The sequence below is a fragment of the Streptomyces sp. NPDC024698 genome (genome assembly GCF_055559015.1).
Window position 1 is genome coordinate 412,498 of record NZ_JBVHLK010000005.1, and the last position, 14,992, is coordinate 427,489.

The 14,992-nt window shown below is 69.4% G+C and carries 14 protein-coding genes; 7 read left to right on the forward strand and 7 right to left on the reverse strand.

The window, feature by feature from the left end; genetic code table 11:
- Positions 1-5: 5 nt before the first annotated feature.
- A complete protein-coding gene (locus ACZ4AA_RS15155) occupies positions 6-1,163 on the reverse strand; it encodes a CobW family GTP-binding protein (protein WP_467601186.1) in 1,158 nt (385 codons plus the stop codon).
- Between the two features lie 320 nt (positions 1,164-1,483).
- Here ACZ4AA_RS15155 and ACZ4AA_RS15160 point away from each other — a divergent pair, with 320 nt between their 5' ends.
- Positions 1,484-1,984 carry a DUF6082 family protein gene (locus ACZ4AA_RS15160; RefSeq protein ID WP_467601188.1) on the forward strand — a complete coding sequence of 167 codons (501 nt, stop codon included), beginning with the start codon at positions 1,484-1,486 and terminating at the stop codon, positions 1,982-1,984.
- A gap of 366 nt (positions 1,985-2,350) precedes the next feature.
- Complete coding sequence (locus tag ACZ4AA_RS15165; RefSeq protein ID WP_386986648.1) at positions 2,351-2,587, forward strand: hypothetical protein; 237 nt, start codon at positions 2,351-2,353, stop codon at positions 2,585-2,587.
- Between the two features lie 240 nt (positions 2,588-2,827).
- On the opposite strand, the gene ACZ4AA_RS15170 is transcribed toward ACZ4AA_RS15165, so the two are convergent.
- Positions 2,828-4,006 carry a citrate synthase/methylcitrate synthase gene (locus ACZ4AA_RS15170; protein ID WP_467601190.1) on the reverse strand — a complete coding sequence of 393 codons (1,179 nt, stop codon included), beginning with the start codon at positions 4,004-4,006 and terminating at the stop codon, positions 2,828-2,830.
- A 97-nt stretch (positions 4,007-4,103) separates the two neighbouring features.
- Between ACZ4AA_RS15170 and ACZ4AA_RS15175 the strand changes: the two genes are divergently transcribed.
- The 4 genes from ACZ4AA_RS15175 (at position 4,104) to ACZ4AA_RS15190 (ending at position 8,967) form a co-directional block, all read left to right on the forward strand.
- Positions 4,104-5,363 (forward strand): citrate synthase, encoded by a 1,260-nt coding sequence (locus tag ACZ4AA_RS15175; RefSeq protein WP_467601192.1) that lies wholly within the window; start codon positions 4,104-4,106, stop codon positions 5,361-5,363.
- 165 nt (positions 5,364-5,528) lie between these two features.
- The gene (locus tag ACZ4AA_RS15180) at positions 5,529-6,473 is read left to right on the forward strand and encodes a sucrase ferredoxin (RefSeq protein ID WP_467601194.1); all 945 of its coding nucleotides are present in this window, start codon (positions 5,529-5,531) and stop codon (positions 6,471-6,473) included.
- A gap of 101 nt (positions 6,474-6,574) precedes the next feature.
- Positions 6,575-8,290: a sensor histidine kinase gene (locus tag ACZ4AA_RS15185; protein WP_467601196.1), complete on the forward strand. Its 1,716-nt coding sequence runs from the start codon at positions 6,575-6,577 to the stop codon at positions 8,288-8,290.
- A complete protein-coding gene (locus ACZ4AA_RS15190) occupies positions 8,287-8,967 on the forward strand; it encodes a response regulator (protein WP_467601198.1) in 681 nt (226 codons plus the stop codon). The genes ACZ4AA_RS15185 and ACZ4AA_RS15190 overlap by 4 nt, the downstream gene beginning before the upstream one ends.
- Positions 8,968-9,022: 55 nt before the next feature.
- On the opposite strand, the gene ACZ4AA_RS15195 is transcribed toward ACZ4AA_RS15190, so the two are convergent.
- The 3 genes from ACZ4AA_RS15195 to ACZ4AA_RS15205 all read right to left on the reverse strand — a co-directional run bounded on the left by ACZ4AA_RS15195 (position 9,023) and on the right by ACZ4AA_RS15205 (position 11,900).
- Positions 9,023-10,084, reverse strand: coding sequence for an ABC transporter substrate-binding protein (locus tag ACZ4AA_RS15195; RefSeq protein ID WP_467601200.1), 1,062 nt, complete (start codon positions 10,082-10,084; stop codon positions 9,023-9,025).
- Between the two features lie 147 nt (positions 10,085-10,231).
- The gene (locus tag ACZ4AA_RS15200) at positions 10,232-11,095 is read right to left on the reverse strand and encodes an ABC transporter permease (protein ID WP_467601202.1); all 864 of its coding nucleotides are present in this window, start codon (positions 11,093-11,095) and stop codon (positions 10,232-10,234) included.
- A complete protein-coding gene (locus tag ACZ4AA_RS15205; protein ID WP_467601204.1) occupies positions 11,085-11,900 on the reverse strand; it encodes an ABC transporter ATP-binding protein in 816 nt (271 codons plus the stop codon). The genes ACZ4AA_RS15200 and ACZ4AA_RS15205 overlap by 11 nt, the downstream gene beginning before the upstream one ends.
- 162 nt (positions 11,901-12,062) lie before the next feature.
- Between ACZ4AA_RS15205 and ACZ4AA_RS15210 the strand changes: the two genes are divergently transcribed.
- Positions 12,063-12,755 (forward strand): response regulator, encoded by a 693-nt coding sequence (locus ACZ4AA_RS15210; protein ID WP_467601206.1) that lies wholly within the window; start codon positions 12,063-12,065, stop codon positions 12,753-12,755.
- A gap of 79 nt (positions 12,756-12,834) precedes the next feature.
- Here ACZ4AA_RS15210 and ACZ4AA_RS15215 read toward each other — a convergent pair whose 3' ends face one another.
- Both ACZ4AA_RS15215 and ACZ4AA_RS15220 read right to left on the reverse strand, forming a co-directional pair.
- Positions 12,835-14,427, reverse strand: a complete 1,593-nt coding sequence (locus ACZ4AA_RS15215; protein WP_467601208.1) for a solute symporter family protein — start codon at positions 14,425-14,427, stop codon at positions 12,835-12,837.
- A complete protein-coding gene (locus ACZ4AA_RS15220) occupies positions 14,424-14,912 on the reverse strand; it encodes a DUF485 domain-containing protein (protein WP_467601210.1) in 489 nt (162 codons plus the stop codon). The genes ACZ4AA_RS15215 and ACZ4AA_RS15220 overlap by 4 nt, the downstream gene beginning before the upstream one ends.
- Positions 14,913-14,992: the final 80 nt, after the last annotated feature.

A 14,992-nucleotide genomic window follows, 5' to 3' on the forward strand; every position in this document is an offset into this window, starting at 1 on the left:
CCTCGTCAGGCCTCCGGGCCGGGCTCCTGTACGAAGCGGAGGACGCCCCACATGCTGTGTTCGTCGGCATGCGGGGCGTCCTCTCTGCATGCCTCCAGCGTCTTGGCCAGCGCCGTCGTGTCGATCCCGGAGCCGATGAGGACGAGCTGGGTGAGCCGCTCGTCGGTGTCCGCCCAGGGCTCCGGGTAGAAGCGCAGGAACCGCCCGACGGCGTGCACGGCGTACCGGTTACGGATGTCCTGGACGCCGAAGTCGACGTAGCCCTTGATCCGGTAGAGCCCTTCGGGCCGGCTGTCGAGGAAGGCCAGCAACTGCCGTGGCCCAAGCGGCACTTCAGAGCTGAAGGAGAGGGAATCGTAGGCGGAGTGCAGATGGCCGGGGTGGCCGTCTCGCTCACGGCTCCCGTCCGTACGGCCGCCGTCCGTACGACCGGCCTCCACCGGATCGCCAGCCCCGTTGCTGGCCCCTCCGTCGGCCTCGTGGTCCCCCTCGCCGTCGGGCTCGTCCTCGTGCCGGTGGAGATCGTCGAAGGACAGCTGCCCGATACGTTCCTCACTGGGCCGGCAGTCGAAGAGGAGCTCCGGATCGATCCGGCCGTAGGTGGCGGGGACGACCGCGGCCCGGTCGGCGAGCTCCCGCACGACATGGAGCACCCGGCCCTGGTCGTCGGCCCGGTCGACCTTGTTGACGACGACGAGATCGGCGAGGGCGAGGTGCCGGTCGATCTCGGGATGCTTCTCACGTGTGCCGGCGAACTCGGCGGCGTCGACGACCTCGACGAGCCCTCCGTACACGATCCCCGGATGCTCACTGGCGAGCACCATGCGCACGAGTTCCTGGGGCTCCGCGAGCCCGCTCGCCTCGATGACGATGACGTCGATCCGGGCGGAGGGTTGAGCGAGCCGATCAAGGTATTGATCAAGTTCGGTGACATCGACCGCACAGCACAGACACCCGTTGCCGAGCGAGACGGTGGAGTCGCCGAGCGCTCCGGCCACCGCCATCGCGTCGATCTCGATCGCCCCGAAGTCGTTCACGACGGCTCCGATGCGGCTGCCTCCGCTGCGGTGCAGGAGATGGTTGAGCAGTGTGGTCTTGCCGGAGCCGAGAAAGCCGGCGAGAACGATGACCGGGATCTGCCGGGTACTCGACCGACTCACCATGCGCCCTCTCTGAACCTGTGCGCGCACCGGCTCACGGGACCGGCGCTCACGCGGGGAATGAATGCCGACCCAGCATACGAGTGGGGGGAATCGCCCCGAAGTGAACGATTGTTAGCGGCGCTCGCGGGGCACACGTTGGACATGGCGCCGGTGGATGCGACCCGCACATCCCTCCGTGCGCCTCCTCTCCGCCTCCCTGCCGATCAGAGCCGCTCGGCAACACTGGGAGACGGCAAGCGCGCCGCCCACCGCTCGCCGGTCCGCTCCCTGTCGCCCCACAACCGACGACCGGCGGACGGTCGCCTGATTCGGGGGTTGACATGGCCACACAGATTTCCGCGATACGGAGGCTCGGCTCGGCCGCGTGGTCGAGCCTCGGTTCCGCGGCGAACGCCGTGACGGAGCGAAGCACACGGCAGCGCCGACGTGCCGTGCTCACCGAGCAGCACCGACTCCATTTCGACCTCATGTGCAAAGCCATGGACGATCCCGCCCTCGCGGCGGTCCTGAACACCTACGAAACCGAGATCGGACCCGAGAAGCAGCGCCAGTACCTCTTCGCGAACGCCCTCTACATCAACGCGCTGTACTTCCACCGGATCGGGGCGCTCACGCGCGCGGAGCTCCACGGCCACTTCCGCATCATCTGCCAGAACCCGATCTTCAGGGAGTACTGGGCGGCGACCGAGCATCACCGCAAGAGCCTGCCCGACTCCTCCGACGAGGCTCAACTGGGCCGGATGATGGACACACTGATCCAGGATCAGGCGGATGCGGACGCCGACGAATGGTGGGTCGTCGGGGAGCCGGATGAGGGATAGTCCTGACGCTCCTGGACATCGACCGGTAGCGTGGAACACGGGAGCCGAGCCTGACGATACGCGGGGGTCGCGCCTCGCACGCCCCTCCCGAACCTTGATGCGCCTCCGCCACCTAGCACCCACATAGCACCCCTGGTCAAGCAAAGCTCTCCAGATTCACTCGGCTGCTTGTTGCGCTTTGCGTACCAGAGGCAACGCGAAAAGGTTTAATGGGCGCGTGCTCCTGCGAGCGCCTCCGGCCCAACACCCCTGCGCTCGGAGATCTTCTTACTCCGAGGGCAATCTCCCTTGGATGCCGTCACTCCAAGGGACCGCTCGGAGTGACGGCTTTCCCTGTTATCCGAGCCATGAGATTGGTACAACTTCGTGAAGATCGTGCGACGTGTCGGGGCTACTCCACGCGAGCGCGGCAGCGCTTCTGGCCAGTCATGCCCTGACATCTTCGAGCTCAGCGACGGCAACTTCGCCGTCATTGGGCGCGAGGCCACCCTGGAACTCGACCCCGAGCTCCCGCCCGACGCTTCACGGGCCGACTACGAACGGATCGTCGTGATCACGCGCGACACCCTGCTGCGTGCCAAGAAGGACATCCCGGACCTCTGACCCCCGGGAACATGGTCATCGATAGACCGACGAGAGCCTGGCGGCACGACAGCGAACGCACGACTTCCCCTCCATAGCCCCTTTACTTTCCGCCTCTTCGACTCGCCTGGGCGGAATCCTGTCGGCCAGAACCCGGAGCCCGGCATCACCACGGTGCCGGGCACCTCGCATGTGGTCCGCAAGCCCGATCGCCCGTACGACGGCAGCCAGGTCCCGGATTCCGCCGACCGCTCGCCGACATCAGGCGACCGACGGCACCGCCACCGGGGGAACCGGACCCACATAGCGGGCCGCCGGGCGGATTATCTTCGAGTCCTCCGCCTGTTCCATGATGTTCGCGCTCCAGCCCACGACGCGGGCGGCGGCGAAGGTGGGCGTGAACATCTCGCGGGGCAGTCCGCAGAGTTCCATGACCACACCGGCGTAGAACTCCACGTTGGTGTGCAGCTCACGGCCCGGTTTGAGTTCGGCCAGGATCGCCTCCACCTGCCGTTCCACTTCGACCGCGAACTCGACGAGCGGGCCGCCGAACCCCTGAGCCATCCCGCGGAGCATCCGCGAGCGCGGGTCCTCCGTGCGGTAGACGGGGTGCCCGAACCCCATGATGCGCTCGCCGGCGAGCACGCGTTCGCGGATCCAGCCGTCGATACGGTCAGGGGTCCCGATCGCGTCGAGGGTGTCCAGGGCGCGACTGGGCGCACCGCCGTGGAGCGGACCGGAGAGAGCCCCGACCGCGCCCACGAGGCACGCCGCCACATCCGCACCGGTGGAAGCGATCACCCGCGCCGTGAACGTTGACGCATTGAATCCGTGGTCAATGGTTGAGATGAGGTACTGCTCGACTGCACGCGCGCGGGCGGCGTCCGGCTCCGAACCCGTCAACATGTACAGGTAGTTGGCGGCGTACCCCAGGTCGTCGCGCGGCTCCACCGGGTCCAGCCCCTGCCCGATCCGGTACAGCGCGGTGAGGAGGGTCGGCACGGCCGCCGTCGCCGCGAGACCGTCGTCGCGGCGACGGCCGGCGTCGATGTCGTACACCGGACGGAACCCCAGCGACGCTCCGAGCAGCGACAACCCGGTGCGCAGCCCGGCGAGGGGTCCCGAGGGCCCGGTCGCCGTCGCGATCGCGGGCAGCGCCGCACGCACGTCGTCCGGCAGCCGGCGCAGCCGCGCGGTGTGCGCGGTGAAGGCGGCGCGGCGTTCCGCGTCGGGCAGCTCGCCGTGCGCCAGCAGATGCCAGACGTCCTCGAAACCGCAGGTCAGCGCAAGGTCGACGGCCGAGTACTGGCGGTAGTGGTAGAAGCCCTCCAGTCCCCTGACGTCACCCAGTTCGGTGTCGGTGACGACGACGCCGGCGAGACCTCGCGGTACCTCGGCCCGCGCGTCGACGGAGGTGGACGCGGCTTGGTTGATCGGCATGTTTCCTCCCTGGAATTGATTCGACTGTCCATGATTGACTTCGCGACTGTCAACATTGATCCAATCAATATGCCGATCCACAGATACGGTGGCGTTCATGAGGGATCGAGAAGCGGCCACGCCGGCACACGAGGGTCGACGGCTCAGCACCAAGGAGACCGCCGAACTGCTGGGTGTGAAGCCGGAGACCGTGTACGCGTATGTGAGCCGAGGTCAGCTGAGCAGCCGACGCGAGCCGGGAGGACGCGGGAGCACGTTCGACACCAAGGAGGTCGAGGCTCTCGCGCGACGCAACAGACGTGAAGGCGGCGGCAGTTCGGGGGGCAGCGGTGAACTCTCCGTCCGCACCCGCATCACCTTGATCGACAAGGACCGGTACTACTTCCGGGGTGTCGACGCGACGGAACTGGCCTCCCGGTACTCCTACGAGGAGATCACCGAATGGCTGTGGACCGGCGAACTTCGCCCCGGCATCACCTTCACGGCCCCGGAGGCGTCCGTGGCCGCCGCCCGGCGCAGCGTCGACGCACTGCCCGAGCACAGCGGCCCGACCGACCGGCTGCGCGTGGCGACGATCGCCGCGGCGGCTGCCGACCCGCTGCGCTTCGACCTCTCCGAGGACGCCGTGCTGGGCACCGGACGCACCCTCATTCCCACCCTCGTCGCCGCACTGCCGGCCCTGCGACACGATCACCGCGACGAAGGCCCGCTGGCCCACCGGCTGTGGGCGCGCCTGAGCGGACGCGCACCTGACGAGGCGTCACTGCGCGTGCTGGACACAGCGCTTGGTCTGCTCGTCGACCACGACCTGGCCGCCTCGACGCTGGCGGTCCGGGTCGCGGCGTCGGCCCGCGCCCACGCGTACGCGGCCGTGTCCGCGGGCCTCGGCGTCCTCGAAGGACCCCTGCACGGGGCCGCCAGCGGACTCGCGCACCGACTGCTGCTGGACGTGCTCGACCAGGGCACGGCCGCTCCCGTCGTCGCCGACGAACTGCGCGCAGGGCGCCGCGTCCCCGGACTCGGACATCGGCTCTACCCGGGCGAGGATCCCCGCGCGCGTGCCCTCTTCGCCCTCCTGGAGGAGGTGCCCGGCGCGGCACCCGCGCTGGCGGCGGCCCGAGACGTGGTGACCACCACGGCCCGGCACACCCCGCTGCACGCCAACGTCGATCTCGCGCTGGCCGTCCTCACGGTCTCGTCCGGCATGCCGGCCTCCGCAGGAGAGACGGTCTTCGCCGTCGCCCGGACGGCGGGCTGGATCGCCCACACCCTGGAGGAGTACGCGGAACGCCCGTTGCGCATGCGGCCGAGCGGGCACTACGTGGGCGAACGGCCCCCGCAGCCGCTCCCCCGTTAGCCGGTGCACGCCGGGCGCGAGGGAAAGGATCTGCGCGCCCCATCCGGGCACTGCCGCTCCACCTGCGCTTCCGCACACCCCGCCAAGCGCCGGGACCACCCCTGGCGCGCCCCCGTGACGACGGCGGGAAGTCGCCCCGGGTGAAGTCAGGTTAGGCTCACCTCTGTGACTACGTGCACAACCGCGTCGCGGCAGCTCGACGAGCCCATCTCGGGAACCGCGGCCACCGCGAGGACATGGCTGCTCATCGAGCAGCCCGGACCCTGGGGTGCCAAGGCGCTCACTTCGAGCCACCTGGACCCCGCGCTCGGCCGTGCCCTCGAGGCGGCCGCCCAGGGCACGGGAGTGCGGATCGCCCTCATCCGGCGTCCTGGACGGCACGCCGACTGTGGTGCGCTCGCCGAGCGGCATGTGTACGCGGCCCACACCACCCCGGGAAACGTATGGCTACGCAGCGCCATGACCCGGGATCCCGGGCAACTGCTCGGCCTCGAACTCGCCGCGCTCGGCGCGGGTGATCCTCGCTCCTTCGACGAGGTTCTCCGGGGACAGCCCCATGCCGGCGATCCGCTGGCCCTCGTCTGCACCAACGGCAAGCGTGACCGCTGCTGCGCCCTGCTCGGACGCCCCCTGGCCGCGGAACTGGCCGCCTCCGGCGTCGACGGCACCTGGGAGGTCACTCATCTGGGCGGTCATCGCTTCTCACCCACCGTGCTGGTCCTTCCGTACGGGTACGCGTACGGAAGGACCGAGGCCCATGCCGTCAAGGAGGTCCTCCAGGGGGTACGGGAGGGCCGGGTCGTCACCGAGGGATGCCGTGGGAACTCCGCCTGGGAACGACCGGGCCAGGCGGCGGAACTGGCTGTACGGACGGCTTCGGGCGAGCACGCCGCCGGTGTCCTGACAGTGATCCGAACGGACGGCGCCGCACCGCGCTGGGAGGTGACCGTCGCCCACACCGACGGCCGCCTGTGGCGGGTCGTGGTCGCCCAGGGCGCCTCGCTGCCGCCGCGCCCGGAGAGCTGCGGTTCGGCACTCGGTTCACCCGCGCGGATGGACGTGGTGGCCGTGAGGCAGCTTGAGGAGACGGCCGTCGCCGTCGCCTGCTGAGGGCCCGGATCCCGAGTCCGGCGCGGGAACGCGTCCCGTGATCAAGAGATCCATGCCACACCGCCTTCGGAGGCCCGCACACGCCCCCGTACCGTCGGGGCATGAGCCCTACTCCCCCCGCTCGACGCCTGCGCCTCGGTCTGCCGCGGCAGGTGTTCGGCCAGGTGCTGCTGATGCAGATCGCCGTCGCGGCGGGAGTCGCCGTGCTCGCCACCGGCCTGTTCCTGGCACCGCTCAGCGCGCAGCTGGACGACCAGGCCATGCGGCGTGCCCTGGCGATCGCGCAGACCACGGCCGCCCAGCCGCAGATCGCCCTGGACCTCCAGAGGACGGCCCCTTCCAGGACCGGCCCCGTGCAGGTCGAGGCCGAGCGGATACGGAAGGCGAGCGGCGCCGACTACGTCGTCGTGATGAACCTGCGGGGCATTCGTTGGTCGCACAGAGTCCCCGCCGAGATCGGCAGACCTGTCTCCACGAGCGCGAAGCGGGCTCTGTCCGGCCAGGACGTCATGGAGATCGACACCGGCACCCTGGGGCGCTCGGCACGGGGCAAGGTGCCGCTGCGTGACGCCGGCGGCAGGATCGTCGGCGCGGTGTCGGTCGGCATCAAGTACGGCAACGTGCGGGCCCGTCTGATCGGCGCGATCCCTGGACTGTTCGCGTACGCGGGCGGGGCCATGGCCGTCGGTGCCCTGGCCGCGTATGTGATCTCGCGCAGGGTCCAGCGGCAGACCCGTGACCTGGCCTTCTCCGACATCTCGGCGCTGCTGGAGGAACGGGAGGCGATGCTGCACGGTATCCGGGAGGGCGTGGTCGCCCTGGATCGCGGCGGTCGCGTACGGCTTCTGAACGACGAGGCGCAGCGGCTGCTCGGGGTCGGTGCCGAGGCCGTCGGGCAGCCGCTCGACACGGCGCTTGGTCCGGGCCGTACGACGGATGTGCTCGCGGGGAGAGTCACCGGCACGGACCTGCTGACCGTCCGGGGGCAGCGTGTGCTGGTCGCCAACCGGAGGCCCACCGAGGACGGCGGCGCCGTCGCCACCTTGCGCGACCGGACCGAGCTGGAGCAGCTGGGCCGCGAACTCGACTCCACGCACGGGCTGATCGACGCCCTGCGAGCGCAGGACCACGAGCACGCCAACCGGATGCACACGCTCCTGGGGCTGCTCGAACTGGAGATGTACGACGACGCCGTGGAGTTCGTCGGAGAGGTGGTCGGAGACCACAGGGTCACCGCGGAACAGGTCACCGAGAAGATCCACGATCCGCTGCTCGCCGCGCTCCTGGTCGGCAAGGCGACCGTGGCGACCGAGCGTGGCGTGGCGTTGTGGGTCGCGGACCGGACACTGCTGCCGGACCGGCTGGTCGACCCGCGCGGGCTGGTCACCGTCGTCGGCAACCTCGTCGACAACGCGCTCGACGCCGTGGCCGGAACACCGCACGCGCGCGTGGAGGTCGAGCTGCGGACCGAGGGGCGAACCGTCGTGCTGCGGGTACGGGACACCGGGCCCGGAATCCCGGAGGAGCGACGGGAGTTGATCTTCACGGACGGCTGGAGCACCAAGCAGCCGCCGGCACACGGCAAGCGCGGCATCGGCCTCTCCCTGGTGCGGCGCCTCGCCGAACGGCAGGGCGGCAGCGCGGAGGTGTGCGACGCGGACGGCGGCGGCGCGCAGTTCACGGTCGTGCTGCCGGAGGCGCTGACGGACCCGTCACTCGCACCGCAGGAGGCTGCCGGGGACACCGGGAACCTCTGGAACAACGAGAACGTCAGGAACATCGGAAACACCGGAAGTGTCTTCGGGGAGTCGTCGTGATCGACGTCCTGGTCGTGGACGACGACACGCGGGTCGCCCGCGTCAACGCCGCCTACGTGGAGAGGGTTCCGGGCTTCCGTGTCACGGGCCAGGCTCACAGCGCGGCCGAGGCACTGCGCCGGATGGAGACGGTGCCGCCGCCGGACCTGGTCCTCCTCGACCACCACCTGCCGGACGAGACGGGTCTCGCGGTCGTCCAGGAGATGCGCAGGCGGGGCCTTCAGATCGATGTGATCATGGTGACCGCGGCCCGTGACCTGACGACCGTCCGGACGGCGCTGCGCCAGGGCGTACTCCAGTACCTGGTCAAGCCGTTCTCGTTCGCCGGGCTGCGGGCCAAACTGGAGTCGTACGCGGACCTGCGGCGCACCCTCGACCGCGGCGGTACGGCCGAGCAGGCCGATGTCGACCTGATCTTCGGGACGCTCGCATCGGGCGCGGTGCCCGACCTGCCGACGGGACACTCCCCTGCGACCGCCGCGCTCGTACGGCGGGCCCTGCTGAACGCGGAGAGCTCGCTGTCGGCCCAGGAGGTCGCGGAGGAGACCGGACTGAGCCGGCAGACCGCACAGCGCTATCTGAAGCTCCTGGAGCGTACGGGGAAGGCCCGTCTGACCCTGCGCTACGGCGACGCGGGCCGCCCGGAGCATCGCTATGCCTGGGCGACCCGCGACTGAGACACGTCCGGCGCGGAGGAGACGGCGGGCTGGGCGTGTTCTCAGCCCCGTCCGGTCAGCCGGTGGCCTTCTTCACGAACTCCGTGGTGTACGTCTTGCTCAGGTCCACATGGGCGTTCTTGATGTTCGGGTTGAACGCCTTGAGGACCTTCTCGACGGTCTCGGGCCCGTTCTCGGGCATCACCCCGTCGTCGGTGAACATCGGCAGCGTGCTCTTGATCGCCGCGGCGTAGAGCGTCTGGTTGCCCTGGGAGTAGTCGGCGGGCATCTTGGCGGCGATCTCTGAGGCGCTGTGCTCGGACATCCACCGCAGGGTCTTCACGAAGGCGTCGGCCAGCTTCTGGACCGTCTCCTTGTGACTGTTGACCCAGTCCGTCTGCATGTACAGGCTTGACGAGGGGTACGGACCGCCGAGCGCCTTCTGCGAACCCTCGGGCGTGCGCATGTCGATGAGTACCTTGCCGAGGTTCTTCTCCATGACCGTGGCGACGGTCGGGTCCGTCGTCATGCCGCCGTCGATGGCGCCCTGCTGGAGGGCGGAGACGAACGTCGGTCCGGCGCCGACGGCGACCGGCGTGAACTCGCTGACCTGCACGCCGTTCTTGACGGCGAGGTACTTCGTGAGGAAGTCGGTCGAGGAGCCCAGTCCGGTGATGCCGAGCTTCTTGCCCTTGAAGTCCTTGGGTGACGTGATGTCGCCCGAACGCTTGGCGGAGACGATCTCGACCTCGCCGGGTGCGTGGGAGAACTGCACGACCGATTCGACGGACTTGCCCTTGGTCTGAAGGTCGAGCGTGTGGTCGTAGAAGCCGACGGCTCCCTGCACCTGTCCCGAGACGAGGGCGGTCTCGGCCTGGACACCGGCCGGCTCGCTGAGGAGCTCGACGTTCAGGCCCGCGTCCGCGAAGTAGCCGAGCCGCTGGGTGAGCATCGCCGGCATGTAGATGACCTTGTCCAGTCCCCCGACCATGATCTTGACGTGCTCCCCCTTGCCGCCACCCCCACCGCTGCCGGAGCCGGCCGACGTGCTCGCCGCGTCGTTGGCGCAGGCGGTGAGCGAGGTGAGAGCGAGCAGACCGGCGGCTGCCAGCGCGGTGTATCTGGCGGTCTTGCGCATGATGGTTCACGTCCTTGTGAGTGGTGGGGAAACTGTGCGTGCGTACGGCGGGATCGCGCGTGCAGAGGGGATCGCCCGTACCGGCGGGTTCGTGCGTACGGGTGGGCTCGTGCGTGCGTGAGGCGGAGAGCGAGCGGAGTGGCCGGGTCAGCGGTCGGATTCCGACGGCTTCCAGCGGAAGATGCGGCGTTCGCCGAAGGTCAGCAGCCCCTCGGCGAGCAGTGCGACGACGGCGAGGATAACCATCGCCGCGTACACCCCGGCCGCGTTGAAGGTGCCCTGGGACTGAGCGACGAGCAGGCCGATGCCTTTGGTCGCGCCGATGTACTCACCGACGATCGCGCCGATGAGCGCGAAGCCGAAGCTGACATGGAGGCTGGTGAAGATCCACGAGGTGGCGGAGGGGATGACGACCTGGAGCGTCACCCTGCGGTCGCTCGCGCCGAGGATCCGGGCGTTGGCCACCAGGTTCCGGTCGACCTCCCGGGCACCTTGAAAGGCGTTGAAGAACACCGGGAAGAACACGAGCACCACGGCCGAGGCGACCTTGGAGGCGGGTCCGAGCCCGAACCAGATCACGAAGATGGGCGCGAGAACGATCCTCGGTATGGAGTTGAGCACCTTGATGTAGGGACCAAGAATGTCCGCGAGCAAGGTGATCCGCCCCAGGGCGATGCCGAAGAGCACACCGCTGACCACACCGATGCCCCAGCCGAGCAGGGCCTCGTGCAGCGTGTACCAGATCTGCTCGCCGAGGGGACCGAGCGCGGTCCCGTGCATCACCCAGGTCTGGATCTGTTCCCAGATCTTCGAGGGCATCGAGAAGTTGAACGGGTCGATGATCTCGGCCCGCGAGAGCACCTCCCACAGGCCGAGCACGACGACCAGGAGCAGCACCCGGGCGGCGCCGACCACGATCTTGCGCTTGCGGGCGGCACGGGCGCGGGAGTGTTCGCGGCCCGGGGTCTTGGCCGTGTCGACGACCGGAGCGCTGAGAACCTCAGGCGACATGAGCGGCACCCCTTTCGCGGGTGATGCGGACCTCTTCGCCGAGCGACTCCCAGATCTCGCGGTAGATCTCGATGAACCGCGGCTCCAGGCGCACCGATTCGACCTTGCGCGGCCGGGGCAGATCGATGTCGAAGATCTCCTTCACGGTGGCGGGGCCCGCGGTCATCACGACGACCCTGTCGGCGAGCGCGATGGACTCCTCCAGGTCGTGGGTGACGAAGACGACCGAGGCGCCCGTGCCTTCCCACAGTTCGAGCAGTTCGTCGGACATGAGCGCCCTCGTCTGGACGTCGAGCGCAGAGAAGGGCTCGTCCATCAGCAGGATCTCGGGGTCGTTGACGAAGGTGGCCGCGAGGGCGACGCGCTTGCGCTGACCACCGGAGAGCTGGTGCGGATAGCGGTCCTCGAAGGCCGCGAGCCCGACCCGGGCGAGCCATTCCCTGGCCTGTTCCTTGGCCTCCGCCTTGGGCACTCCACGGAACCGGGGTCCGGCCATCACGTTGGAGAGAACCGTGCGCCACGGGAAGGTGGCGTCCTGCTGGAAGACGAAGCCGACCTTGCCCCCGACGCCGGCGACCGGCTCCCCGGCGACCAGGACCTCGCCCTCGGTGGGCTCCTCAAGACCGCTGACCAGGGTCAGCGTGGTGGACTTCCCGCAGCCGGTCGGTCCGACGACGGCTACGAACTCGCCCCGGCCGACCGTCAGGTCGAGGTCCCTGACGGCCGTGTGCAAACCCCCTGACGGGGTCTTGAAGATCTTGCTCGCGCCGCGCAGCTCGATGGCGGGACTGGTGTCTGTGCTCATGGCCCGGGACCGTAGATGTGGTGCGGGCCACAGCATCAGTCTTCTCGGCGCAACGCGTTCTTCTGCTCGCAAGGGTCTGTTGTGCTCATTTTGCTCGCGCTACAACAGCGGAGCCGAAACACGGGCGCAACAAACGCCCAGGCCTTGAGAGAAAGAGGCCCGATGATTGACGTCCTGGTCGTGGACGACGACTTCCGCGTCGCCGAGATCAACGCGAGGTACGTGAGCAAGGTTCCCGGATTCCAGGTGACCGCTCGCGCGCACAGCGCCGCCCAGGCTCTGGCCGCGATCGAGCGTGCTCCCGTCGACCTGGTGCTGCTCGACCACTATCTGCCGGACCGCACGGGCCTCGAACTCGTCCACCGGATGCGGGAGAACGGTCACGGCACCGACGTCATCATGATCACGGCGGCCGGCGATGTGGCCACCGTTCGGGCGGCGATGCGCCTGGGCGCCCTGCACTACCTGATCAAACCGTTCACCTTCACCGCCCTGCGCACACGCCTCGATTCGTACGCCGCCCTGCGCCGCACCGTCGACCGCGTGGGCGGACACGGGGTGACGGGCCAGGAGCAGGTGGACCGGATCTTCGGGGCTCTGCGCACCGCGCCCGCGCCGTCCTCCCTCGGGCTGCCCAGTGGCCATTCGGAGCCGACCACGGACCTGATCTGCGATGTGCTGCACCAGGCGGGCCGGCCGTTGTCCGCCCACGAGGTGGCATCCGAGACCGGCCTGAGCCGGTCCACCGCCCAGCGCTACCTACGGCACCTGGAACAAGCGGGGCGCCTGCGCCTCTCTCTCAAATACGGCGACACGGGGCGCCCGGAACACCGCTACGCGTGGGTGGCACCCTGAGCCGGCGTTCCCCGGCCGCAGCAGGCTGCCGTCCGGGTCATGCCGTCTCAGGGCGGTCGTGTACGAGGCCTCGTGCCCCTCAGACAGCCCCGGCACCGGTGAGCGCGCGGACCTCGAGCTCTGCGTGCTTGGCCTCGTCGGGCGGCTCCGTCGAGGTGACGGTCCCGAGCCAGCCGGCGACGAAGCCCAGGGGGATCGACACCAAGCCGGGGTTCTGAAGCGGGAAGTACTGGAAGTCCACGCCCGGGAAGAGCGATTCGGGACTGCCCGACACCACCGGCGAGAGCAGCACGAGCAGCAGCGCGGGCACCAGGCCGCCGTACACGGCCCACACCGCGCCGCGCGTCGTGAAGGACCGCCAGAACAAGGAGAACAGCAGCACCGGCAGATTCGCGGACGCGGCCACGGCGAAGGCGAGCCCGACCAGGAAGGCCACGTTGAGGTCCCGGGCGAGAAGGCTCAGGGCGATGGCGATCACCCCGATACCGACCGACGCGCCACGCGCCACCGTGACCTCACCTCGTTGCTTGGCCCGGCGGCGACGCAAGGAGGCGTACAGGTCGTGGGCCACGGCCGCCGAGGACGCGAGGGTCACACCGGCGACGACCGCGAGAATGGTGGCGAAGGCGATGGCGGCAACGATGGCGAACAGGACCGTTCCGCCGGTGGAATCAGCCCCGCCGCCCAGGTCCAGGGCCAGCAGCGGAACTGCGGTGTTGCCCGCGGCGTTCGATCCCCGCACCGCCTCGGGACCGACGACGGCGGCCGCGCCGAAGCCCAGCACGATCGTCATCAGATAGAAGCCGCCGATGAGCCCGATCGACCACAGGACCGAGCGCCGGGCGGCTCGCGCGGTCGGCACGGTGTAGAAGCGCGACAGAATGTGCGGCAACCCGGCGGTACCGAGGACGAGCGCGAGCCCGAGGCTCATGAAGTCGAAGCGTGCCGTCCAGTCGCCGCCGTACTTCAGTCCGGGTGCGAGGAAGGCCATGCCGTGCCCGCTGCGCCGCGCGGCCGTACGCAACAGCTCGTCGATGTTCCCGTGGAACCGCAGCAGGACGAGCACGGTGAGAGCGATGGCCCCGCCGATCAGTAGAACGGCCTTGACGATCTGGATCCAGGTGGTCGCCCTCATCCCTCCCATCGACACATAGATCACCATGAGCGCGCCGACACCGATCACGGTCCAGTTGCGCGCCGCGCCGCTCGTGCCTCCGAGCAGCAGGGAGACCAGGCTGCCCGCACCCACCATCTGCGCCACGAGATACAGGACGGACACCACCACCGATGAGGTGCCGGCCGCGATCCGCACCGGCCTTTCCACCATCCGGGCCGCGACGACGTCGGCGAGCGTGAACCGGCCGCAGTTGCGCACCAGCTCGGCGACGAGGAAGAGAACGACCAGCCAGGCCACCAGGAATCCCACGGCGTACAGCAGACCGTCGTAGCCGTACAGGGCGATGAGTCCCGTGACTCCGAGGAAGGAGGCGGCCGACATGTAGTCCCCGGAGAGCGCGAAACCATTCTCCATCGGCGAGAACAGCCTCCCGCCCGCGTAGAACTCCTCGGCCGAGCCATGCCGGTTGCGACTCACCCACGTCGTGATCGCCAGCGTCACCGCGACGAACGCGCTGAACAGCAGTAGGGCCAGGGTCTGATGGTGACCGCTCACCGCGCACCACCCCGGGCGTTTCGCGTCATCTCCTGGGTGTCCCAGCGCAGTTCGAGCGCCGCCCGGTCCCGGCGCAGCCGCGCGTGCCGTGCGTAGGCCCACGCGAGCAGGAATGTCGTGAGGAACTGTCCGAGTCCCGCGAGCAGGGCCACGTTCACCGCACCGACGACGGGTCGCGCCATGAACCCCGGCGCGGTGGTCGCTGTCACCACATAGCCCACGTACCAGGGGAAGAAGACGGCGACGGCCGGAATCACGAACCTGCGGTACCGGCCGCGCACTTCCTGGAAGGCGGCGCTGCGCTGCACCTCCAGATAGACGTGGGCGGCTCCGCCGGGTCGTTCCTCGTGCTCCGAGCGGGCGGCCGGCACGGCGGGAGCGAACGCGCCCGTGCCGTCCAACTCGCCCCAGCCGGAAGCGAGTGCGTCGTACCAGGGGTCGTCGAACCGGACCTCCCCCGTGTCGCCGCCGTCGTGCTTCTCCACCGAACTCTCCTTGTCCGCGACCCGTTTCCGCCGCGTACCCAAGGATGTGCAGATCGGAGGGCTTCCTGACTCCTCTCTCC

What these genes read in the sequence shown, in the direction of transcription:
- ACZ4AA_RS15195 (WP_467601200.1), bottom strand. Translation starts at nt 10,084, where the DNA reads ATGCGCAAGACCGCCAGATACACCGCGCTGGCAGCCGCCGGTCTGCTC.
- ACZ4AA_RS15170 (WP_467601190.1), bottom strand. Translation starts at nt 4,006, where the DNA reads ATGCCGATCAACCAAGCCGCGTCCACCTCCGTCGACGCGCGGGCCGAG.
- ACZ4AA_RS15175 (WP_467601192.1), top strand. Translation starts at nt 4,104, where the DNA reads ATGAGGGATCGAGAAGCGGCCACGCCGGCACACGAGGGTCGACGGCTC.
- ACZ4AA_RS15185 (WP_467601196.1), top strand. Translation starts at nt 6,575, where the DNA reads ATGAGCCCTACTCCCCCCGCTCGACGCCTGCGCCTCGGTCTGCCGCGG.
- ACZ4AA_RS15210 (WP_467601206.1), top strand. Translation starts at nt 12,063, where the DNA reads ATGATTGACGTCCTGGTCGTGGACGACGACTTCCGCGTCGCCGAGATC.
- ACZ4AA_RS15205 (WP_467601204.1), bottom strand. Translation starts at nt 11,900, where the DNA reads ATGAGCACAGACACCAGTCCCGCCATCGAGCTGCGCGGCGCGAGCAAG.
- ACZ4AA_RS15160 (WP_467601188.1), top strand. Translation starts at nt 1,484, where the DNA reads ATGGCCACACAGATTTCCGCGATACGGAGGCTCGGCTCGGCCGCGTGG.
- ACZ4AA_RS15155 (WP_467601186.1), bottom strand. Translation starts at nt 1,163, where the DNA reads ATGGTGAGTCGGTCGAGTACCCGGCAGATCCCGGTCATCGTTCTCGCC.
- ACZ4AA_RS15200 (WP_467601202.1), bottom strand. Translation starts at nt 11,095, where the DNA reads ATGTCGCCTGAGGTTCTCAGCGCTCCGGTCGTCGACACGGCCAAGACC.